At 68.8% G+C, this 20,490-nt stretch carries 16 protein-coding genes, 1 tRNA gene and 1 pseudogene; 13 read left to right on the plus strand and 5 right to left on the minus strand.

Annotated features, from left to right (window positions below):
• Positions 1-5 precede the first annotated feature (5 nt).
• The 13 genes and pseudogenes from ACGLHS_RS19475 (at position 6) to ACGLHS_RS19535 (ending at position 15,199) form a co-directional block, all read left to right on the plus strand.
• Positions 6-923, plus strand: a complete 918-nt coding sequence (locus tag ACGLHS_RS19475; protein WP_394482349.1) for an ABC transporter permease — start codon at positions 6-8, stop codon at positions 921-923.
• 1 nt (position 924) lies between these two features.
• A complete protein-coding gene (locus tag ACGLHS_RS19480; RefSeq protein WP_394482352.1) occupies positions 925-1,848 on the plus strand; it encodes an ABC transporter permease in 924 nt (307 codons plus the stop codon).
• A 5-nt stretch (positions 1,849-1,853) separates the two neighbouring features.
• Positions 1,854-2,876 carry an ABC transporter ATP-binding protein gene (locus ACGLHS_RS19485; protein ID WP_394482354.1) on the plus strand — a complete coding sequence of 341 codons (1,023 nt, stop codon included), beginning with the start codon at positions 1,854-1,856 and terminating at the stop codon, positions 2,874-2,876.
• Positions 2,873-3,847, plus strand: a complete 975-nt coding sequence (locus tag ACGLHS_RS19490) for an ABC transporter ATP-binding protein (protein WP_394482356.1) — start codon at positions 2,873-2,875, stop codon at positions 3,845-3,847. The genes ACGLHS_RS19485 and ACGLHS_RS19490 overlap by 4 nt, the downstream gene beginning before the upstream one ends.
• A 47-nt stretch (positions 3,848-3,894) precedes the next feature.
• Complete coding sequence (locus ACGLHS_RS19495; RefSeq protein WP_394482358.1) at positions 3,895-5,415, plus strand: amidase; 1,521 nt, start codon at positions 3,895-3,897, stop codon at positions 5,413-5,415.
• On the plus strand, positions 5,412-7,709 hold the full coding sequence (locus ACGLHS_RS19500) for a penicillin acylase family protein (protein ID WP_394482361.1): 2,298 nt from the start codon (positions 5,412-5,414) through the stop codon (positions 7,707-7,709). Before ACGLHS_RS19495 ends, ACGLHS_RS19500 begins: the two co-directional genes overlap by 4 nt.
• Positions 7,706-8,512 (plus strand): SDR family oxidoreductase, encoded by an 807-nt coding sequence (locus ACGLHS_RS19505; protein WP_394482363.1) that lies wholly within the window; start codon positions 7,706-7,708, stop codon positions 8,510-8,512. Before ACGLHS_RS19500 ends, ACGLHS_RS19505 begins: the two co-directional genes overlap by 4 nt.
• Positions 8,513-8,561: 49 nt before the next feature.
• The gene (locus ACGLHS_RS19510; protein WP_394482365.1) at positions 8,562-10,394 is read left to right on the plus strand and encodes an NAD(P)-binding domain-containing protein; all 1,833 of its coding nucleotides are present in this window, start codon (positions 8,562-8,564) and stop codon (positions 10,392-10,394) included.
• A gap of 43 nt (positions 10,395-10,437) precedes the next feature.
• Positions 10,438-10,587: pseudogene (locus ACGLHS_RS19515) on the plus strand (MlrC C-terminal domain-containing protein); the annotation flags it as partial.
• Between the two features lie 73 nt (positions 10,588-10,660).
• Positions 10,661-11,077 carry a c-type cytochrome gene (locus ACGLHS_RS19520; RefSeq protein WP_394482367.1) on the plus strand — a complete coding sequence of 139 codons (417 nt, stop codon included), beginning with the start codon at positions 10,661-10,663 and terminating at the stop codon, positions 11,075-11,077.
• On the plus strand, positions 11,074-12,507 hold the full coding sequence (locus ACGLHS_RS19525; RefSeq protein WP_394482369.1) for a D-arabinono-1,4-lactone oxidase: 1,434 nt from the start codon (positions 11,074-11,076) through the stop codon (positions 12,505-12,507). The genes ACGLHS_RS19520 and ACGLHS_RS19525 overlap by 4 nt, the downstream gene beginning before the upstream one ends.
• On the plus strand, positions 12,504-13,781 hold the full coding sequence (locus ACGLHS_RS19530; protein ID WP_394482371.1) for a DSD1 family PLP-dependent enzyme: 1,278 nt from the start codon (positions 12,504-12,506) through the stop codon (positions 13,779-13,781). The genes ACGLHS_RS19525 and ACGLHS_RS19530 overlap by 4 nt, the downstream gene beginning before the upstream one ends.
• Positions 13,782-13,813: 32 nt before the next feature.
• Entirely contained in the window at positions 13,814-15,199 is a 1,386-nt protein-coding gene (locus tag ACGLHS_RS19535) for a coniferyl aldehyde dehydrogenase (protein ID WP_394482373.1), read from the plus strand.
• Between the two features lie 111 nt (positions 15,200-15,310).
• Here the strand turns inward: ACGLHS_RS19535 and ACGLHS_RS19540 are convergent.
• The 5 genes from ACGLHS_RS19540 to rsmB all read right to left on the minus strand — a co-directional run bounded on the left by ACGLHS_RS19540 (position 15,311) and on the right by rsmB (position 20,480).
• Positions 15,311-15,386, minus strand: a tRNA-Phe gene (locus tag ACGLHS_RS19540).
• A gap of 26 nt (positions 15,387-15,412) precedes the next feature.
• Entirely contained in the window at positions 15,413-16,114 is a 702-nt protein-coding gene (locus tag ACGLHS_RS19545; RefSeq protein WP_093243528.1) for a response regulator, read from the minus strand.
• 88 nt (positions 16,115-16,202) lie between these two features.
• Complete coding sequence (locus ACGLHS_RS19550) at positions 16,203-18,533, minus strand: ATP-binding protein (protein ID WP_093243526.1); 2,331 nt, start codon at positions 18,531-18,533, stop codon at positions 16,203-16,205.
• Entirely contained in the window at positions 18,530-19,168 is a 639-nt protein-coding gene (locus ACGLHS_RS19555) for a DUF4390 domain-containing protein (protein WP_394482377.1), read from the minus strand. The genes ACGLHS_RS19550 and ACGLHS_RS19555 overlap by 4 nt, the downstream gene beginning before the upstream one ends.
• A complete protein-coding gene (gene rsmB / locus ACGLHS_RS19560) occupies positions 19,149-20,480 on the minus strand; it encodes a 16S rRNA (cytosine(967)-C(5))-methyltransferase RsmB (RefSeq protein ID WP_394482507.1) in 1,332 nt (443 codons plus the stop codon). The genes ACGLHS_RS19555 and rsmB overlap by 20 nt, the downstream gene beginning before the upstream one ends.
• Between the last annotated feature and the right edge of the window lie 10 nt (positions 20,481-20,490).

Here is a 20,490-nt window from a genome sequence, read left to right on the forward strand (position 1 = left end):
ACCGCATGACACGCTATCTGCTCGGCCGCATCGCGCTTGCGCTGATGGTGGCCCTTGCCGTGTCCGCACTGGCCTTCCTGGTGCTGCGCCTGTCGGGCGACGTGGCCATCGCCATCGCCGGCGAAGGCGCGCGCGACGAAGACCTGCAGCTCATCCGCAACACCTACGGCCTCGACCGGCCGCTGCTGGTGCAGTACGCCGCGTGGCTCTGGCAGACGCTGCGTGGCGACTTCGGCAGCTCGATCTACTTCAAGGTACCGGTGTCCGAACTGGTGCTGCAGAAGCTGCCCACCACCGTGATCCTGGGCCTGAGCTCGCTGGCCTTCGGGCTGCTGCTGGCGGTGCCGCTGGGCGTGGCCGCCGCGCTGTGGCGCAACAGCTGGATCGACCGCATGGCCATGGGCATCACGGTGATCGCACAGGCGCTGCCCACCTTCTTCGTGGCGCTGGTGCTCATCATGGTGCTGGCGGTGTGGGCACGCTGGCTGCCCGTGTCCGGCAGCGGCAGCTGGCTGCATTTCGTGATGCCGACCATCGCGCTGGGCTACTACGTGATGCCCCCGTTCATGCGGCTGATCCGCTCCAACATGATCGAGGTGCTGTCGGCCGACTACGTGCGCACCGCGCGCGCCAAGGGCCTGCCGGCCTCGCGCGTGATCTTCCGGCATGCGCTTCGCAATGCGATCGTGCCGGTGGTGGGTCTGGCCGCGGTGCAGCTGGGCTTTCTGCTCGGTGGCTCGGTGGTCATCGAGTCGGTCTTCGCGCTCGACGGCCTGGGCTACCTCGCCTTCCGCAGCATCTCGTACAAGGACTTCCCCGTGCTCCAGACCATCGTGCTGCTGCTGTCGGTGCTGTATGTGGCGCTGACCACGCTGTCGGACATCGCGAACGTGTGGCTCGACCCACGCCTGAGGAACGCCTGAGATGGCTGCCGTCGCGCCCCCGTCCTCCATGCCGCCGGCCGCCGCCGTGCCGGCCGTGCCACCGGCGCTTTCGCGCCGCCGCCAGCTCTGGCGCCGCGCATGCGCCAACCGGCCCTTCATGTTCGGCCTGGGCCTGCTGGTGCTGATCGTGCTGCTGGCCCTGGCGGTGCCGCTGTTCTACCCGCACGACCCCTACGCACAGGACCTGACCCGGCGCACCGTGCCGCCGGCCTGGTACGCGCGCGGCACCTGGGAACACGTGCTGGGCACCGATGCCCTGGGCCGCGACTACCTTGCGCGGCTGCTGCACGGCGGCCGCGTGTCGCTGCTGATCAGCCTGTCGGTGGTGCTCATCTCGGGCTCCATCGGCACCACGCTGGGCGTGCTGGCCGGCTACTTCGCCGGCAAGGTGGACCTGGGCATCACCTTCCTCATCACCGCCTTCCTCGCGATGCCGAGCATCCTGATCGCGCTGGTGATCGTGTCGATGGTGGGGAGCTCGCTCACCGTGGTGATCCTGGTGCTTGGCCTGCTGATGTGGATCCGCTTCGCGGTGGTCACGCGCACCGCGACGCAGCAGATCCGCGCGCTCGACTACGTCGCTGCGGCACAGGCCGTCGGCGCCTCGCGCTGGCGCATCGTGTTCGGCGAGGTGCTGCCCAACGTGATGCCGCAGGTGATCGTGGTGGCAACGCTCGAGGCTGCCAGCGCGATCATGGTCGAGGCCGCGCTGTCGTTCCTCGGCCTGGGCGTGCAGCCGCCCACGCCGTCGTGGGGGCTGATGATCGCGGAAGCGCGCAGCTACATGTTCTTCTCGTTCTGGCTGATCGCGATCCCCGGCATCTCGCTGGGCCTGCTCGCGCTGGCCATCAACCTCGTCGGCGACGGCCTGCGCGACCTGTTCGCCGCGGGCAGCAGGAACTGATCGCGATGGCAGCCGTTCTTTCTCCTTCTCCCGGTGCCTCGGCACCCGCGCTCGAAGTGCGTCATCTCAGTGTCGACATCGGCACGGGCCACGGCACGGTGCATGCCGTGCGTGACGTCTCGTTCTCGGTCGATCCCGGCCAGACGCTGTGCATCGTCGGCGAATCGGGCTGCGGCAAGTCGATGACATCGCTGGCCGTCATGGACCTCTTGCCCGGCAGCGCGCGGCGGCGCGCGCAGACGCTGCGCGTCGGTGGGCAGGACCTGGCCACGGCCAGCCGGCGCACCGTCAACGCGCTGCGCGGCGAACGCATGGCGATGATCTTCCAGGAGCCGATGACCGCGCTCAACCCGGCACTGACCATCGGCGACCAGATGACCGAGGTGCACCGCCACCATCGCCGCTCGTCGGCGGCCGAAGCGCGCGAGCGCGCCATCCACCTGCTGGGCCGCGTCGGCATCGCATCGGCGGCCGAGCGGCTCGGCCAATACCCGCACCAGCTCTCGGGCGGGCTGCGCCAGCGCGTGATGATCGCGATGGCGTTGATGTGCGACCCCGACGTGCTGATCGCCGACGAGCCCACCACCGCGCTCGACGTGACGATCCAAGCGCAGATCCTGCGGTTGCTGCTCGACCTGCAGCGCGAGCTGGGCATCGCGATCGTGCTGGTCACGCACGACCTCGGCGTGGTGGCGCGCGTGGCGCACAAGGTCGCCGTGATGTATGCCGGGCGCATCGTCGAGGAAGGCAGCACCGCGCAGGTCTTCGGCCAGCCGCGCCATCCCTACACGCGCGGACTGCTGCGCTGCATTCCGGTGCCTGGACGCACCGCGCCGGGCGGGCACCTGGGCATCATCCGCGGCACCGTGCCGGCGCTGACCGGCGAACTGCGCGGCTGCAGCTTTCGCGAGCGCTGCGAGTTCGCGCAGCCGCTGTGCGAGACGGCGCCGCCGCATCGCAGCGACGCGGCCGGCCACGCCTGGCACTGCCACCTCGACAAGGACACTGCCATGGGAGCCGAGCAATGAACACACTGATGTCCCTGCAGGGCCTGCACCGCGCCTTCCCGGTCGGTGGCGGCGTGTTCAGGCCCAAGCGCATGCTGCATGCGGTCAACGGCGTGTCGCTCGACATCCAGCGCGGCGAGGTGCTGGGCATCGTGGGCGAGTCGGGCTGCGGCAAGTCGACGCTCGCGCGCATGCTGCTCGGCCTGATGCCCGCTACCGCGGGCCAGGTGCGCTTCGATGGCGAAGACATCGCGAAGATCGACCGCAAGCAGCTCGCCCGCCGCGTGCAGCCGGTGTTCCAGGACCCGTACTCTTCGCTCAACCCGCGCCAGACGCTGCTGGAACTGGTGAGCTTTCCGCTGAAGGTGCATGGCATCGGCGACGCCGCGCAGCAGCGCCAGCGCGCGCTCGAGATGCTCGACCGCGTGGGCCTGCCGGCCCGCTTCGCCGACCGGCAGCCGGGCGAACTGTCGGGCGGCCAGCGCCAGCGCGTGGCGATTGCACGCGCGCTCGTCATGCGGCCGGAGGTGCTGGTGTGCGACGAACCGACCTCGGCGCTCGACGTGTCGGTGCAGTCGCACATCCTGAACCTGCTGGTCGACCTGCGCCGCGAGTTCGGCCTGACCTACATCTTCATCAGCCACAACCTGGCGGTGGTCGAGCACATCGCCACGCGCGTGGCGGTGATGTACCTGGGCCGCGTGGTCGAGCTGGCCGACGCCGCCACGCTGTTCCGCGCGCCGGCGCATCCGTACACGCAGGCGCTGCTGATGTCGGTGCTGACGCCCGAGCCCGGCCTCGGCATTCCCGACCCCGGCCTGGGCCTGGCCTACCCCGATCCGCTGAACCCGCCGAGCGGCTGCCCCTTTCACCCGCGCTGCGCGCACCGCCTTGCGCAATGCGACCGCGTGGTCCCGCAGCTGCAGCCCCACCCGGGCGGCGCCGTGAGCTGCCTGCTGGCGGACGCGCAGGCTGCGGCCCGTTCTTCCTGAGTCGACCCGAATCTTTCCGAAGCCTTGAAGCGAAACCAACGATTGCCATGAATCTTCCTGTCGTCGATGCCGCGCCGGCCCCGGTGCACGTGCCCGAAATCTGCCACCTGCCTGCGCGCCAGCTGGCCGCGATGATCCGCAGCCGCGCGCTGTCCTCGCGCGAGGTGGTCAGCGCCTTCCTGCAGCAGGTCGATGCGTTGAACCCGCGCTTCAATGCGATCGTCTCGATGGTCGATCGCGCGCAGGTGCTGGCGCAGGCCGATGCGGCCGATGCCGCGGTGGCCGCCGGCCAGGCGCTCGGTCCGCTGCATGGCCTGCCGCAGGCTATCAAGGACACGGCGGCGGCCAAGGGCATCCGCTCGACCTTCGGCTCGCCGCTGTTCGCGAACAACGTGCCGGCCGTCGACGCCATCATGGCCGAGCGCATGCGCGCGGCCGGCGCGATCTTCATCGGCAAGACCAACGTGCCGGAGTTCGGCCTGGGCTCGCACACCTACAACCCCGTGTTCGGTGCCACCGGCAATGCATGGAACCCCGACTTCAGCGCGGGCGGATCGAGCGGCGGCACGGCCGTGGCGCTCGCGCTGCGCATGCTGCCGGTGGCGGACGGCGCCGACATGGGCGGCTCGCTGCGCAATCCGGCGGCCTTCAACAACGTGCTCGGCTTTCGCCCTTCGCAGGGCCGCGTGCCCTTCTGGCCGCGCAACGAAACCTTCATGGGGCAACTGGTCACCGAAGGGCCGATGGGGCGCAGCGCCGACGACCTCGCGCTGCTGCTCTCGGTGCAGTCGGGCTACGACGCACGAGCACCGCTTTCGCTCGACAGCGCGGTGCCCGACTGGCACGGCCAGCTCGACGCCGACCTGAAGGGCAAGCGCATCGGCTGGCTCGGCGACCTGGGCGGCCACATGCCGTTCGAGGACGGCATCCTGGCGCTGTGCGAAACCGCGCTCGGCCGGCTCGATGCGGGCGGCGTGCGGGTCGAGGCGATCGCGCCAGACTTCGACTGGCACCGCATCTGGCGCGCCTTCGTGGTGCTGCGGCAGTTCGGCATCGGCAGCAACCTCGGCGCTGCCTACGACAAGCCCGAGGCACGCGCGCTGATGAAGCCCGAACTGCAATGGGAGATCGCGCAATGCCGCCAGCTCGCGGTGTCCGACGTGCAGCAGGCGCTGGTCGATCGCACCGCCTGGTACGACCACCTGCTGGGCCTGTTCGAGCACCACGATTTTCTGGCATTGCCGACGGCGCAGGTCTTTCCGTTCCCGGTCGAGCAGCACTGGCCACGTGAGATTGCGGGCCGCACCATGGACAGCTACCACCGCTGGATGGAGGTGGTCACGCCGGGCACGCTCTCGGGCTGCCCGGTCATCAGCCTGCCCGTGGGCTTCAACGCGAAGGGGCTGCCGATGGGCGTGCAGATCATCGGCCGGCCACGCGCCGACCTGTCGGTGTTGCGGCTCACGCGGCTCTACGAGCAGATCACGCCGTGGCTGCAGCAACTGCCGCCCGTGCTGCGGGCCGATGGCGCCAAACAAACTCATGGCGCGCAAGGAGCCCACCAATGACCGCCGCCACGCAACAACTGCCCGGCCTGCACGCGCCAGTCGATCTCTGGCGCGATGCCTGGGGTGTTCCGCACCTGCGCGCCAAGGGCGCCGACGATGCCTTCTTCGCGCTCGGCCATGTGCATGCGAGCGATCGGCTGTGGCAGATGGACGCGCTGCGCCGCCGCACGCTGGGCCGGTACGCCGAGTGGATCGGCCCCACGGCATTGCCCTCGGACATGCTCGCGCGCCGCATGGGCCTGGCCGAGTGCAGCAGGCGCGATGCCGCCGCAGCCAATGCTGAAACCCGCGCGATGCTCGCGGCCTACACCGCCGGCGTGAATGCCTTCATGACCAGCGGCCCGCTGCCGCCCGAGTACGCGCTGTTCGAAGAAACGCCCGAGCCGTGGGAAGACTGGCACTGCATCGCGGTGCTGCGCCAGACCAGCCTGCTGCTCAACCCGGTCTACCCCAAGCTCTGGCGTGCGATCGCGCTGCCGGTGGTCGGTGCACAGGCGCTGGGTGCGCTGCGCATGGACGACGGCGGCGACGAAATGCTCTGCATGCCACCTGGCAGCACCGCCGCGCGGCTGGCGCCCGACCTTGCGGCGCTGGCCGATGCGATGGCCACCTTCGTCGACGGGAACACGCCCGAAGCCACCGGCGGCGGCAGCAACAACTGGGCACTGCACGGCAGCCGCACGGCCAGCGGCCGGCCATTGGTCGCGGGCGATCCGCACCGGCTGCTCGACATGCCCAACATGTACCTGCAGTGCCACCTGGCCTGCGACGACTTCGACGTGGTGGGCCTGACCTCTCCGGGTGTGCCGGGCTTTCCGCACTTCGCGCACAACGCGCAGGTGGCGTGGAGCGTGACGGTGGCCTTCGTCGACACCGCCGACATCTATCTCGAACGCTTCGACGCGGACGCCGCGCGCTACCTGCTGCGCACCGAAGCCGATGGCAGCGGTGCGCAATGGGCCGACGTGGCGCGGCGCACCGAGCGCATCCGCGTACGCGGCCAGGACGCCGTCGAATGCGAAGTGCTCGTCACGGCGCGCGGCCCGGTGGTCGCGGGCGATGCGCGCAGCGGCACGGCGCTGGTGCTGCGCCACGCGCCCGACGTGGAGACCGACCGCTCCTTCGACTGCATGCGGCCGATGATGCGGGCCACGAGCGTCGACGCGCTCTACGAGGCCTGCCGCGGCTGGGGGCTGGTGGACCACAACCTGGTCGCGGCCGACACCGCCGGCCACATCGGCCACTTGGTGCGGGCCAAGGTGCCGCGCCGGCCGGCCGCCAACGGCTGGCTGCCTGTTCCCGGCTGGCTCGACAGCCATGCATGGCGGGGCTGGATCGAATGGGAGCGCATGCCGCGCCAGATCGACCCCGCACCGGGCGTGATCGTGACCGCCAACAACCGCGTGGTGGCCAAGCACGCCGACTACCTCTGCACCGATTGCCATCCGCCGAACCGTGCGCGCCGCATCTGGGAGCGCCTGGCCGAACTGGGGCCCGCCGGCGTGGACGACATGGCGGCCATCCACCGCGACACGCTGAGCCTGCCCGCGCGCGAACTTTGCGCACACCTGGCCGCGCTGCCGCTTGCCGATCTCACCGACCCCGATGCCGCCGCGCTGCGCGACCGGCTGCTGGCCTGGGACGCGCGCATCGACGCCGACTCAGCAGAGGCCGGCGACTACGTCTCGCTGCGGCTGGCACTGACCCGCGCGCTCGCGCAACGCAGCGGCCTGGCCGCGCTCGACCCGGCACAGCAGCGCACCATTCCGCCCGGGCTCGCGGTCGAGTACCAGCTCGGCTGGTGCCTGCCGCACCTGCTGCGCCACGACGACCGCCGCCTGCTCGGCGGTGCCACCTGGAACGAATTGCTGGCCGAGGCACTGGGCACCGTCGCGCGCGAATCCACCGCCACCTGGGGCGAACGGCATCACCTGGTGCTGCGCCATCCGCTGGCGGCGGCTTTCCCGAACGAAGACGCACTGGCGCCGCGCGACAAGGGCGCGGTCGACGGCGACAACGACACGGTCTTCACCACCGGCTACGTCCCGCACCTGGGCACGGATGCCGCGTATGCCTCGCTCGCGCGCTATGTCTTCGACGTGGGCGACTGGGCCGCCTGCCGCTGGATCGTGTTCCATGGCGCCTCGGGCGACCCGCGCAGTCCGCACTACGACGACCAGAGCGAGGCCTGGCGGCGCGGCGTGCTGGTGCCGATGCATTACGACTGGCGCGTCATCGCCGACGCGGCTTCCAGCCACACCCGGCTGCAGCCTGCCGCAAAGGCCGCGTCATGAAGACCGGCGATGCACGCGCGGGCTGGTCGCTCGTGACCGGTGGCTCCGAGGGCATCGGCCGCGCCATCGCGCTCGACCTGACCGGCAATGGCCACAGCGTGACCATCCTTGCGCGCGACACCGTGAAGCTGGCAGCGGCCATGGCCGCGATGGAGGCACGCCGGCAGGCCCCCACCCAGGTGCTGCAGGCGGTCTCGTGCGACATCGGCGACCACGCGGCGCTCGAGGCCCGCCTGCATGCGCTGATGGACGCGCACGGCACGCCCACGCAGCTCTTCAACGTAGCAGGCTATGCGCGCCCGGGCTTCCTCGACGAACTGCCGGTGGAAGACCTGGACCGCATGATGCGACTCAACTATCTCGGCACGGCCTATGCCTGCAAGATCGTCGCGCCCCGCATGGTGGCTGCGCGGCGGGGCCGCATCGTCAACACGTCGTCGATGGCGGGCTTTCTGGGCATCTTCGGCTACACCGGTTATTGCGCCTCCAAGTTCGCCGTGATCGGCTTCAGCGAAGCGCTCAAGCGCGAGCTGGCGCCCTTCGGCATCGAGGTGGCCGTGCTGTGCCCACCCAACACGCGCACGCCCGGGCTGGAACGCGAGAACCGCTTCAAGCCCGCCGCCGTGCTGGCCGAGGAAGAGCGCCACACCACGCTCACGCCCGAAGCGGTGGCCGCTGCCCTGTGGGCGCAGCTGGCGCGCAAGCGCTTCCTGATCGTGCCCGCCGCCGACGGGCGCCGCACCTATCACCTGAACCGGCTGTTTCCCCGCTTCATGGACCGCCTGATCCGCAGGCCGGCCTGAATCGGCAGCCCCGTTCGCTCCCCTCTTTCGCTTTCAAAAGGAACCCCACATGACAGACGCTCCGCGCAACGCCGCGCCGGCCGCCGGCTCCACTTCCGCGCTTGCTCAGACCCAAGCTTGGCTGGCCCGTTTCGATGACGCACTCACGCGTGGCGATGTCGATGCGGCATGCGAACTCTTCGATGCACAGGAATGCTTCTGGCGCGACATGGCCGCCCTGACCTGGAACATCCTCACCTGCGAGGGCCGCGCACAGATCGGCGACATGCTGCGCGCCACGCTGGCCCAAGCCAAGCCGGACCAGTGGCGCATCGAGGGCGAGCCGGAAGAACACGGCGGCGTGGTGAGCGCCATGCTGCACTTCGAGACCGCCTGCGGCCGTGGCCAGGGCGTGCTGCGGCTGCGCGAAGGCCGTTGCTGGACGCTGCTGACAGTGCTGGAAGAACTCAAGGGCTTCGAGGAGCAGTCGCGCCATCGTCGCATCAAGGGCGCCGAGCATGGCGCCAACCAGGCGCGCGTGACCTGGCTGGAGCAGCGCGAACAGGAGGCCAAGGCGCTCGGCCACACCGAGCAGCCCTATTGCCTGATCGTGGGCGGCGGCCAGGGCGGCATCGCGCTTGCCGCGCGGCTGCGTCGCCTGGGCGTGCCGACGCTGGTGGTCGAGCGCCATGCGCGTGCCGGCGACACCTGGCGCAAACGCTACAAGTCGCTGTGCCTGCACGACCCGGTCTGGTACGACCACCTGCCCTACATGCCGTTCCCCGACGACTGGCCGGTGTTCAGCCCCAAGGACAAGCTGGGCGACTGGCTGGAGGCCTACACGCGCCTCATGGAACTCAACTACTGGGGCTCCACCACGTGCCGCAAGGCGCGCTTCGACGAGGCCACCCGGACCTGGGAGGTCGAGGTCGAGCGCGAAGGACAGACCATCGTGCTGCGGCCCAGGCAACTGGTCTTTGCGCTGGGCGTGGCCGGCTACCCAGTCGTGCCCAGCCTGGCGGGTGCCGACAGTTTCGAGGGCGAGCAGCACCACTCCAGCCAGCACCCCGGTGGCGAGGCCTACCGCGGCAAGCGGGTGGTGGTACTGGGCGCCAACAATTCGGCGCACGACATCTGCGCCGACCTGTGGGAGCACGGTGCGGACGTGACCATGATCCAACGTTCGTCCACGCTGATCGCGCGCTCCGAGACCCTGATGGAGATGGCCTTCGGCCCGCTCTATTCCGAGCAGGCCGTCGACGCCGGCATCACCACCGAGAAGGCCGACCTGCTGCAGGCCTCGATGCCGCACCGCGTCTCCCCGCGCCTGGGCATTCCGCTGTTCAAGGCCATCGCCGAGCGCGACAAGGACTTCTACGCGCGCCTCGAGGCCGCCGGCTTCATGCTCGACTTCGGCGAAGACGGCTCAGGCCTGCACGCCAAGTACGTGCGGCGCGGTTCGGGCTACTACATCGACGTGGGCGCCTCGGAGCTGATTGCGGACGGCCGCATCAAGCTGCGCAGCCGCGCCAGCATCGAGCGCGTGTTGCCGCGTTCGGTGTTGCTGACCGACGGCAGCGAACTGCCGGCGGACGTGCTGGTCTACGCCACCGGCTATGGCTCCATGAACAGCTGGCTGGCCGACCTGGTGTCGCCCGAGGTAGCCGACCGCGTGGGCAAATGCTGGGGCCTGGGCTCGGCCACCACGAACGACCCCGGCCCATGGGAAGGCGAACTGCGCAACATGTGGAAACCAACGCAGCAGGAAGCGCTGTGGATCCATGGCGGCAACCTGAGCCAGTCGCGCTTCTATTCACGCACATTGGCGCTCCAGATCAAGGCGCGTATGGAAGGCCTCGCCACCCCGGTCTACGGATTGGCGCCGGTTCACCACAAGCGCTGAAACCCCACCCAAGGCATCCATGCGCATCTTCATCGGCGGCTTCAACACGAGCTCGGTGCATTTCCGCGCCGACTTCGCACCGATCGCCAGCGCGATCCTGGTGGCAAAGGCCGCCGGGCCGATGGCGGCCGATCCGGCCGACCTGGCATGGAGCCGGCCGCCGGCCAACATGGCACGCGGTGCCGGGGCCTGAGCGCGCGCAGCATTCACAGCCAGGCAATCAAGAATCGCACAGGCCTCCACGCGAGGCACCGGAGGAGACACGAATGACGATCCGTTGGGCACTTACCGCGGCACCGCCACACAACCCGCGCACCGCCACCCGCGCGGGCCTGCTGGCGATGCTGCTGGCCATCTCGGCCTGCGGCGAAGGCGCCGCACCCGCCCCCTCCGCAGCGGACATCCGGCAGGCGGAATCGCTGCGGCCCGCGTCGGCCGAGTTGCGCGCGAAGTACGAGCGGGCGTGTATGGCCTGCCACACATCCATCGACGCCAAGGCCCCACTGACCGGTGCCGTTGCGCAATGGAAGCCGCGCCTGGACAAAGGCATGGACCTGCTGGCCAGGCATGCCATGGAAGGCTTCAACGCCATGCCGCCGAAGGGCCTGTGCATGGACTGCAGCGAGGCCGACATGCGCGCATTGATCGTGTTCATGAGCCAAGGGAAGGATGAGCCGAAATGAATGACGCTTCTTCATCGGCAGACCGAGAAGGCCGACGTTCCGTGTTGAAGGCCGGTGCGGGTATCGCCGTGGTCGCGGCACTGGGCAGCCATGGCGTTGACGCCCATGCGGCAGCGCCCGCTACATCGACGGCCAGCCCGCCGCCCACCGCAACACCCGCATGGACGAACTGGTCCGGCATCCAGCACTGCACGCCGAAGGCCCTCGAAACCCCGGGCAACGAGGCCGAGCTGGCCGAGGTGCTGCGCAAGGCCGGCCCGGCCGGCGTGCGCTGCGTCGGCGCCGGCCATTCGTTCACCGCGCTGGTGCCCACCGACGCGACGCTGGTCTCGCTCGACCGCATGTCGGAGTTGGTCGCCTTCGACACGCAGGCGCAGACCGTGACGCTGCAGGCCGGTGCCCGCCTCGCGCTGCTGTCGCGCCAGCTCGACGCGCAGGGCTTCGGCCTGCGCAACCTGCCGGACATCGACACGCAGTCTTTTGCGGGTGCCATCGCCACGGCCACGCACGGCACCGGCAAGACGCTGCCCGCGCTGCATGCCGATGTGCTCGCGCTGCGGCTCATGACGCCGAACGGCGAAGTGCTCGAGTGCAGCGGGGAGCGCAACCCCGAGCTGCTCGCGGCCGCGCGCGTGTCGCTCGGCAGCCTCGGCGTGATCACGCAGGCAACGGTGCGCGTGGTGCCGGCCTTCAATCTGCATCGCCGTGTGTTCCTGCGGCCGCTGCAGGCCATGCTCGACGAGGCGCCCGCACTGGCGGAAAAGCATCGCAACTTCGAGTTCTATTACCTGCCCCACACCGGCTATGCCGCCGGCATCGTCAACGACCTGTATGCGGGCACCGACACCGTGCAGTCGCCCTCGGCCGACGAGGAGATGCTGCGCGACCTGCGCCGTCTGCGCGACTGGCTCGGCTGGTTCCCGCAACTGCGCCGCTGGGTGGCCGGCAAGCTGATCGATGTCGACCAGACCGAAGAGGCGAAGAACCGCTCGTGGAAGCTGCTCTCGACGCAGCGCCCCACCAAGTTCAACGAGACCGAATGCCATGTGCCGCAAGCCGATGGCCTGGCCTGCGTGCGCGAGGTGATCGCGGCGCTGGAGCGGCGCAACGACGTGTTCTTTCCGCTCGAATTCCGCTTCGTGCAGGCCGACGATGCGTGGCTCAGCCCCTTCCATGCACGCGACAGCTGCTCGATCGCCGTGCACGCCGCGCAGGGCGAGGCTTACGACTACCTGCTGTCGGAGATCGGCCCGATCTACCGCAAATACCAGGGCCGCCCGCACTGGGGCAAGCTCCATGACCTGGGGCCGGCGCAACTCGCTACGCTCTACCCGCACTGGAAAGACTTTCTCGCATTGCGTGCCCAGCTCGACCCCGAAGGGCGCATGCTCAACCCCTATCTGCGCCAACTGTTCGGAGTGAATGCATGAGCCGTCGAAAGATCCTGCTGGGAACCCTGGGGGTGGCCGCCGTCGGTGCCTTCGCGCTGCGGCCCGGCGACCACGGCGCACCGTACGACGACTACTTTCGCGCGCTCAACGAAGAGCTGAAGAAGAACGGCCCGATGCGCCCCTGCATGGTCATCGACCTCGATCGCATGGACCGCAACCTCGACCTCGTGATGCAGAGCCTGAAGCAAGGCGGCAAGCACTACCGCATCGTCGAGAAGTCGCTGCCTTCGCATGCACTGATCGACTACGTCGCGAAGCGTTCGGGAACGAAGCGGCTGATGTCTTTTCACCAGCCCTTCCTGAACATCGACGCGCAGATCTTTCCGGATTTCGACATCCTCATGGGCAAGCCGCTGCCCGTGCAGTCGGCCGAGCTTTTCTACAAGCAGCACAAGGGGCCTTTCGATGCATCGCGCCAGTTGCAGTGGCTGCTCGACACACCCGAGCGGCTGCAGCAGTACCTCGCGCTCGCCAAGGGGCTGGGTACGAAGATGCGCATCAACATCGAGATCGACGTGGGCCTGCACCGCGGCGGCGTTGCCGACAACGCCACGCTGGGCCGCATGCTCGATCTGATCGCGGCCAACCCGCAGCAATTGGAGTTCGCGGGCTTCATGGGCTATGACGCGCACGTGGGTTTCGGCGTGCCGAAGGTGCTGGGGTCGCCCGAGGAACTGCTGGGCAAGGCCATGGCGATCTACCAAGGCTTCGTCGATCACGTGCGCGGGCAGTACCCGGCGCTGTGGAACGAAGGCCTCACGCTCAATACCGGCGGCAGCCCGAGCTACAAGCTGCACGAGGCCGAGAAGCTGAGCACCGAGGTCAGCACCGGCACCGCCTTGCTCAAGCCCACGCACTACGACATCGACACGCTGGCCGCGCATGTGCCGGCCGCCTTCATTGCCACGCCGGTGATCAAGGCCACGGGGCCGGTGATGATCCCGGCGCTCGACGGCAAGTCGAAGATCTTCTCGTGGTGGGACGTGAACCAGCGCGAGACCTTCTATGTCTACGGGGGCTACTGGCTGGCCGAGTACGAGTCGCCGAAGGGGCTGCAGTTCAACGGCATCCTGGGGCACAGTGCGAACCAGGAGAATGTCACCGGCTCGCCGGCGGTGGGCCTGAAGGTGGACGACCAGGTGTTCCTGCGGCCGGCCATCGTCGAAGGCGTGCTGCTGCAGTTCGGCGACCTCGTCACACTGCGCGGTGGCAAGGTCCAGGATCACTGGCCGGTGTATCAACAGGTGGGCTGAAAGGCCCTGGCGAAGAACCCATGACACAAGACATGCGACAGACCTTCGATGCCATGCGGGCCGCAAGCCTGCATGCCCAGACGCCGCCCTGGAGCGAGCGCGCCGACCGCTTGCGGCGCCTGCGCGCACTGGTCAAGGACAACCGCCGCGAGATCGCCGCCGCCATCAGCGCCGACTTCTTCAACCGCCCGTTCCAGGAAACCGAACTGGCCGAGGTGTTCCCCGCCATCGAGGGCATCAACCATGCGTTGAGCCACGGCAAAAAGTGGATGCGTGTGCGGCACCGCTCGACCGGTTTGTGGTTCAAGCCCGCGTCGTCGCGGATCATGCCGCAGCCGCTGGGCGTGGTCGGCATCGTGGTGCCGTGGAACTACCCGCTGAACCTGGCCGTGGGGCCGATGACCGCGGCGCTGGCCGCGGGCAATCGCATCATGCTCAAGCAGTCGGAGTTCACGCCGCGCTTTGCCGAGCTGTTCGCGACACTGGTGCGCGCGAGCTTCGCGGCCGACGAGATCGCGGTCGTCAACGGCGACGCCGAGGCGGCGCGCGAATTCTCCAGCCTGCCCTTCGACCATCTGCTGTTCACCGGCTCGACCGCCGTTGGCCACCACGTGATGCGCGCCGCGAGCGAGAACCTCACGCCGGTCACGCTGGAGCTGGGCGGCAAGTCGCCGGCGATCATCGGGCCCGACGCCAATTTCGAGAAAGCCGTGGAACGCATCCTCGTGGGCAAGACGCTCAATGCGGGCCAGACCTGCATCGCGCCCGACTACGTGCTGGTGCCCGAAGGCCAGCAACAGCGCTTCATCGACAGCGCGCGGCGCGTGTTCGCGGCGATGTACCCGAACCTTGCCACCAACACCGACTACACGAGCATCGTCAGCCCACGCCATTTCTCGCGGCTGCAGGAACTGGCGGCGCTGGCGCAACAAGATGGCGCGATGGCCACGCCGCTGTCCGACATGGCGCCCGACGCGGCCACGCGGCGCTTTCCGCCCGTGCTGCTGACTGGCGTGCAGGACGGCATGCGCGTGATGAAGGAAGAGATCTTCGGCCCGCTCCTGCCGGTGATGGGCTACGGCGCGATCGATGAAGCCATCGCTTACGTCAACGCGCATCCGCGCCCGCTGGCGCTGTACCTGTTCGAGAAGAACCGCACGACCATCGACCGCGTGATGCACGACACCGTGGCCGGCGGCGTGTCGATCAACGACACCCTGCTGCACATCGCCCAGGACGACCTCCCCTTCGGCGGCGTCGGCGCGAGCGGCATGGGGGCGTACCACGGGGAGTACGGCTTCGAGACCTTCTCGAAGATGAAGCCGATCTTTCATCAGTCGGCGTTCAACGGGCTGGGGCTGTTCAAGCCGCCTTATGGGAAGACGTTCGAGCGGATGATGAAGTTGCTGGTGCGTTGAGCTGCACAGCTTCGCTGCCTGCCTGCGGGATGAGGCGGGCATGAAAAAAGCCCCAGGCTGTTGATTGCTTGGGGCTTTTTTGTGCTTTCCCGCAAAAGGGAAAGCGGAATATGGTGGCCTGGGGCGGAATCGAACCACCGACACGCGGATTTTCAATCCGCTGCTCTACCAACTGAGCTACCGGGCCTCGGCTGCATTGTGTGCAGCCTCAAATTATACAGCGCTTCTGCGCCCTCTTGAAAGATCCACGCCAAGTTGTTTGAGTTTGCGATAAAGATGGGTGCGTTCCAGGCCGGTTTTCTCGGCAACGCGGGTCATCGAACCGTTCTCCATTGCAAGGTGGAACTCGAAGTACGCTTTTTCGAAACCGTCGCGTGCATCGCGCAGCGGGCGGTCGAGGTCGAAGCTCTGGGTCGACTGCGGGCCGGCGTCGGGCACGGGCACCGAGGCGAGCGACGCCATCAGCAGGCTGTCACCCGTCGTCGTGATGGCCGCCGGCTGGTGGCCACCCACCGGCGCGGGCACCACGCCAGCGGCGGCGCGGCGTGCGCTCTCGCGGGCCAGGCCCTGCTCGACGGCCTTCAGCAGCTTCTGCAGCGTGATCGGCTTTTCGAGGAAGGCGAAGGCGCCGATGCGCGTGGCATCGACTGCCGTGTCGATGGTGGCGTGCCCGCTCATCATGATGACGGGCATGCTCAGCAGGCCGGCGGTGGACCATTCCTTGAGCAGCGTGACGCCGTCGGTGTCGGGCATCCAGATGTCGAGCAGCACGAGGTCGGGCCGCGCACGCTGGCGCGCAGCGCGGGCTTCGGCGGCGTTTTCCGCGAGCTCCACGTTGTGACCTTCGTCATTGAGAATTTCGAAGAGCAGGTCCCGGATGCCCAGCTCGTCATCGACCACGAGAATGTTTGCCATGAGTGCTGCTTGTTGTATGCGCTGGTGTCTGCAAAGTAGGTAGGGTCCGCTGGCCCGTCCATCGCCCGAGCGATGTATTTGCTCGCGCTCAGACGGCGGAAGACTTCGAATCTTCGGTGTGAGCGGCCGCTGCGCGCGACTCGCTTGCCAGCGCGAATGATAGCGAGACTTGCGCCCCTGCCACAGCCCCGTCGACAACGCGGTTCGAAAGCTCGATGCGCGCGCCGTGCTCGTCGGCGATCTTCTTGACGACGGCAAGGCCCAAACCGGTACCTTTTGTTTTCGTCGTGACGTACGGCTCGAAGGCGCGCTTGAGAATGTTCTCGGCAAAACCCGGGCCGCTGTCCTGCACGGTCAGCCGCACGCGCTGGCCCGAATCGCCCAGCCGCGTGCGAACGACCACTTCGCCCGTCTTGCCCGTGCCGCTCGCGGCGGCCTCGGCGGCATCCTGGGCGTTCTGCAACAGGTTGTGTATGACCTGGCGGATCTGCTGCGCGTCGCCGCGAATGGGCGGGCAGCGCTCGTCGAGCTCGGAGCGCAGCGTGATCGGCAGGCTCTCGGCGTTGTAGAGCTGGAGCACGTCGACCAGCAGGGCATTGAGGTCGACCGGCTTGAGGTCGGCTGCGGGCAGGCGCGCGTAGTCGCGGAACTCGTTCACCAGCCGCTTCATGGCATCGACCTGGTCGACGATGGTCTTCACCGACTTCACAAGGATGGCCTGCTCGGGCGGCGCAACCTTGCCCGAGAGCTTCATCTCGAGCCGCTCAGCCGACAGCTGGATGGGCGTCAGCGGGTTCTTGATTTCGTGCGCGAGCCGGCGCGCCACTTCGCCCCAGGCCTGCGCGCGCTGGGCCGACACGATCTCGGAGATGTCGTCGAACACCAGGAGCCGTGCGGCACCGGGCAGCTCCGCGCCGCGCGCGACGATGTTGATGGCGCCGTCTTGCTGCGGCAGATCGGCGCCGCTGGCGTGCAGCTCGAAGGCATGCTGCCAGTGGTCGAGGCCGTGCTGCATGCGCTCGACCTGGAACTCGTCGAACTGCTGCTGCACCTTGGCACCGAAGTCGGCCAGGCCCGGCACGTCGATCAAGGCCTGCCCTTCGTAGGCCGCCAGCGGTGCGCGCAGCACGCGGGTCGCGCCCGGGTTGGTCGAGAGCACGGTGCCCTTGGCGTCGAGCACGATCACGCCCGACGTGAGGTTATCCAGAATGGTCTGCAGGTTGGCCCGGGCGGCATCGAGTTCACCCATGGTTTTTTCGACCACGCCGCGGGCGTCCGCCAGTTGCTGGGTCATGACGGCGAAGGAGCGCGTCAAGCCGCCCAGCTCGTCCTTCCCTTGCAGCACCGCGGTGGGCCGCAGGTCGCCGGCGGCCACCTGGCGCACGCCGTCGGCGAGCACGAGCAACGGCCGAGCGAGCTGGTTGCCGAACAGCACGGCCAGCAGCACCGCGCCGAACACGGCAAGAAACAGGCTCAGCGTGAGCGTGCCGATGTACATGCGGCGCAGCCCGCCACGTGCGAGCGCGCGCTCCTGGTATTCGCGGTTCGCCTCCTGCACATCCAGCGCGTTCTTGACCACGGCCGGCGGCAGCGGTCGCGTGACCTGCAGATAACGCGGCGCGGTGTCGAAGTCGAAGCCCGGCCGCTGCACCATGGCCAGTGCCCGCACGCTCGCGATGGGCGCCGCGGCGCCGGGCACCGCGGTTTCATCGAGGCCCTCGATGTGGGCGATGGCCCGCTCCGGCCGGACCTGGCGAAACTGCTGGGTGGTCGGCCGCTCGGGGTTGAGCTGGAAGCGCGAGGCGCCGGCACCGGCGATCAGCTGTCCGGAACCGGTCCAGAGCACCACATCGCTGGCTTCGAGCTGGTCGCGGATGCGCTCCAGCACCAGGCCCGCGCTCGCATCGGGCACCTGGGCCAGTTGCGCGCTAGCACTGCGGGTCTTCACGGCCAGGTCGTCGGACAGCGAATCGAGCGTGGCGCGGCCGAGGTTCAGGCCCGCGTCGAGCGCGCCTTCGACCTTGACGTCGAACCAGCTCTCGATCGAGCGTTCGACAAACTGGTAGGACACGACGTAGACCAATGCCCCCGGCACCACCCCCACCAGCGCGAAGATCGCAGCCAGCTTGATCAGCAGGCGGCTGCCGAACTTGCCCTGGCGCAAGCGCCGCAGCAACCGGAAGGCCACCCAGCCGATCACAAGCACCAGCAGCACCGCCACCACGACGTTGATGCCGAACAGGCGCACGTAGTTGCGCTCGTACAGCTCGCGGTTGTTGGTGGCCTGGGCCAGCAGGAACATCAGCACAAGGCCGATGGCCGTCACCATGGCGGCCCCCACGCCCACGGCCCAGCGCATCGCGCGCGAGCGGCTGGCGGCGGGCGTGGCCGCCGCGCCGCTGCGCGGTTTGGTGCTCACCGTTGTTTCTCCAGTGCCAGGCGCGCGGTGCGCTCGGCCGAGATGTTCCAGTCGGCCAGGCCGACGACGCCGATCTGGAAGGGGCGCGGCAACTGCGAGGTGTCGAGCCGGAAGCGGAAGGTCACCTGGTGCAGCGGCTCGTCGCCGATCTCGGCCACGTCGCCCAGCCGCAGCCGGCCGATGCGCTTGATGGCATCCAGCGCGTCGCTGAGGGTGTCGAAATTCTGATTCAGCGAGATGCCCATGCCCACCGCGCCGGTGATGGGCAGTGGCGACACATTGAGCCGCCAGCGCCGCGTGAGTGGCTGGTAGGCCAGCCGCATGTGACGCTGCACTTGCGCCACCTTGCGATCGGTCCAGTACCAGCGCTCCTGGAAGAGCTCGGCCTCGGCCACGAAGTAGATGGCGATGCCCTTGTCGAGCACCTCCTCGACCAGCGAGGGCAACTCGAACTGCACAGCCGCGCCGAGGTACACACCGTCATCGGCCTGCTCCAGGCGCATCTGCGTGATCGTGGCACCTGGCCGGCTCTGGGCCGCCGCCGGCGCGGGCAGGCATGCCGTCCAGATTACCCAGACCCAGAGCAGCACGGCCAGCAGGACCGGCCAGCGCCGCTCAGTGCGGGTGCTTTTCAAGCAGGGCGTAGAAGAAGCCGTCGTGGTCACCAGAGGGATTGTCCGGGACGCCACGGGCATTCGCCCCGCTTTGAGGCAGCAAATGGCCCGGCGACGGCTGCAATCGTGCGTTGGTGTTGTGTACAAGAAACGCATCAATTTGTTGCGAACCCTCTTCACGGAAGACGGAGCAGGTGCAGTAAAGAAGACGGCCGCCGGGCCGTACCAGCGGCCAGAGCGCGGCCAGGAGCGCGGCCTGCTGGACGGCCAGCTGGGCGGTGTCGCTCTCGCGGCGCAGCCAGCGGACGTCGGGATGGCGGCGAACGATGCCCGAAGCCGTGCACGGCGCGTCGAGCAGGATGGCGTCGAAAGGCGTGCCGTCCCACCAGTCGGCGGGACGCGCGGCATCGGCCACCACCACCTTGGCCTTCAGGCCGAGGCGGGCCAGGGTTTCGTCGATCCGGCGGCTGCGGACGGCATCGACCTCCAGGGCGGTCACTTCGACGGCATCCGGGCCGGCCAGCTCGAGCAGGTGCGCGGTCTTGCCGCCGGGTGCGGCGCAGGCGTCGAGCACGCGCAGCGGCGCGGCGCCCGACTTGGCGGGCAGCAGGCCTTCGAGCAGCAGGGGCGCGGCCATCTGGGCGGCGGCGTCCTGTACCGAACAGGCCCCGTCGGCGAAACCGGGCAACTGCTGCACCGGCCGCGCGCGGGCCAGTTGCAGGCCGCTGGGGCCGACACGGGTGGCGGCAAGGCCCACGGCTTCCAGCTCCGACAGATAGGAAGCCGCGTTGGATTTCTGGACATTGACGCGCAGCGTCATCGGCGCCTGCGCGTTGTCGGCCCCCAGCACGCGCTGCCATTCGCGGGGGTGGTCACGCTTGAGGCGTTCGATCCACCAGCGCGGATGGTTCCATTGCGCGACCGGCTCGCTGTCGGTGATGGCGACGAGTTCGTCGCGCTCCCGCAAAAAGCGGCGCAGGCATGCATTGATGAAGCTGGCCTGCGCCCGGGTGGCGGGGTTTCGCTTGGCCGCCTCGACCGCCTGATCGACCAGCGTGAAGGGCTCGTAGGGCGCGCGTTCGGCATCCCAGGCCAGCGCCAGCGCGGTGCACAGCAAGGCATCGGGCAATGGCGGCGGCGTGCGCTTGGCCAGGTGGCGGCGTAGCGCTTCGGCACGGCCGAGCCAGCGAAGCACCTGGAAACCGAGCGCCTGCACGCCCGGCCGCAACGCGGGCTCGACAGCATCGAACGCCACGGAGCCCGAGGTGCCCGCGCGGATCGACGCCAGCGCCGCCGCGGTCAATTGCAGTTGGCGCCACAGCGGCGGTTGCAGCAGCGGCGCG

Origin of the sequence: Variovorax sp. VaC1 (assembly GCF_043658315.1) — a bacterium.
In the GTDB taxonomy this organism is placed as follows: Bacteria; Pseudomonadota; Gammaproteobacteria; order Burkholderiales; family Burkholderiaceae_C; genus Variovorax.

What these genes read in the sequence shown, in the direction of transcription:
- ACGLHS_RS19475 (WP_394482349.1), top strand. Translation starts at nt 6, where the DNA reads ATGACACGCTATCTGCTCGGCCGCATCGCGCTTGCGCTGATGGTGGCC.
- ACGLHS_RS19480 (WP_394482352.1), top strand. Translation starts at nt 925, where the DNA reads ATGGCTGCCGTCGCGCCCCCGTCCTCCATGCCGCCGGCCGCCGCCGTG.
- ACGLHS_RS19485 (WP_394482354.1), top strand. Translation starts at nt 1,854, where the DNA reads ATGGCAGCCGTTCTTTCTCCTTCTCCCGGTGCCTCGGCACCCGCGCTC.
- ACGLHS_RS19490 (WP_394482356.1), top strand. Translation starts at nt 2,873, where the DNA reads ATGAACACACTGATGTCCCTGCAGGGCCTGCACCGCGCCTTCCCGGTC.
- ACGLHS_RS19495 (WP_394482358.1), top strand. Translation starts at nt 3,895, where the DNA reads ATGAATCTTCCTGTCGTCGATGCCGCGCCGGCCCCGGTGCACGTGCCC.
- ACGLHS_RS19500 (WP_394482361.1), top strand. Translation starts at nt 5,412, where the DNA reads ATGACCGCCGCCACGCAACAACTGCCCGGCCTGCACGCGCCAGTCGAT.
- ACGLHS_RS19505 (WP_394482363.1), top strand. Translation starts at nt 7,706, where the DNA reads ATGAAGACCGGCGATGCACGCGCGGGCTGGTCGCTCGTGACCGGTGGC.
- ACGLHS_RS19510 (WP_394482365.1), top strand. Translation starts at nt 8,562, where the DNA reads ATGACAGACGCTCCGCGCAACGCCGCGCCGGCCGCCGGCTCCACTTCC.
- ACGLHS_RS19520 (WP_394482367.1), top strand. Translation starts at nt 10,661, where the DNA reads ATGACGATCCGTTGGGCACTTACCGCGGCACCGCCACACAACCCGCGC.
- ACGLHS_RS19525 (WP_394482369.1), top strand. Translation starts at nt 11,074, where the DNA reads ATGAATGACGCTTCTTCATCGGCAGACCGAGAAGGCCGACGTTCCGTG.
- ACGLHS_RS19530 (WP_394482371.1), top strand. Translation starts at nt 12,504, where the DNA reads ATGAGCCGTCGAAAGATCCTGCTGGGAACCCTGGGGGTGGCCGCCGTC.
- ACGLHS_RS19535 (WP_394482373.1), top strand. Translation starts at nt 13,814, where the DNA reads ATGCGACAGACCTTCGATGCCATGCGGGCCGCAAGCCTGCATGCCCAG.
- ACGLHS_RS19545 (WP_093243528.1), bottom strand. Translation starts at nt 16,114, where the DNA reads ATGGCAAACATTCTCGTGGTCGATGACGAGCTGGGCATCCGGGACCTG.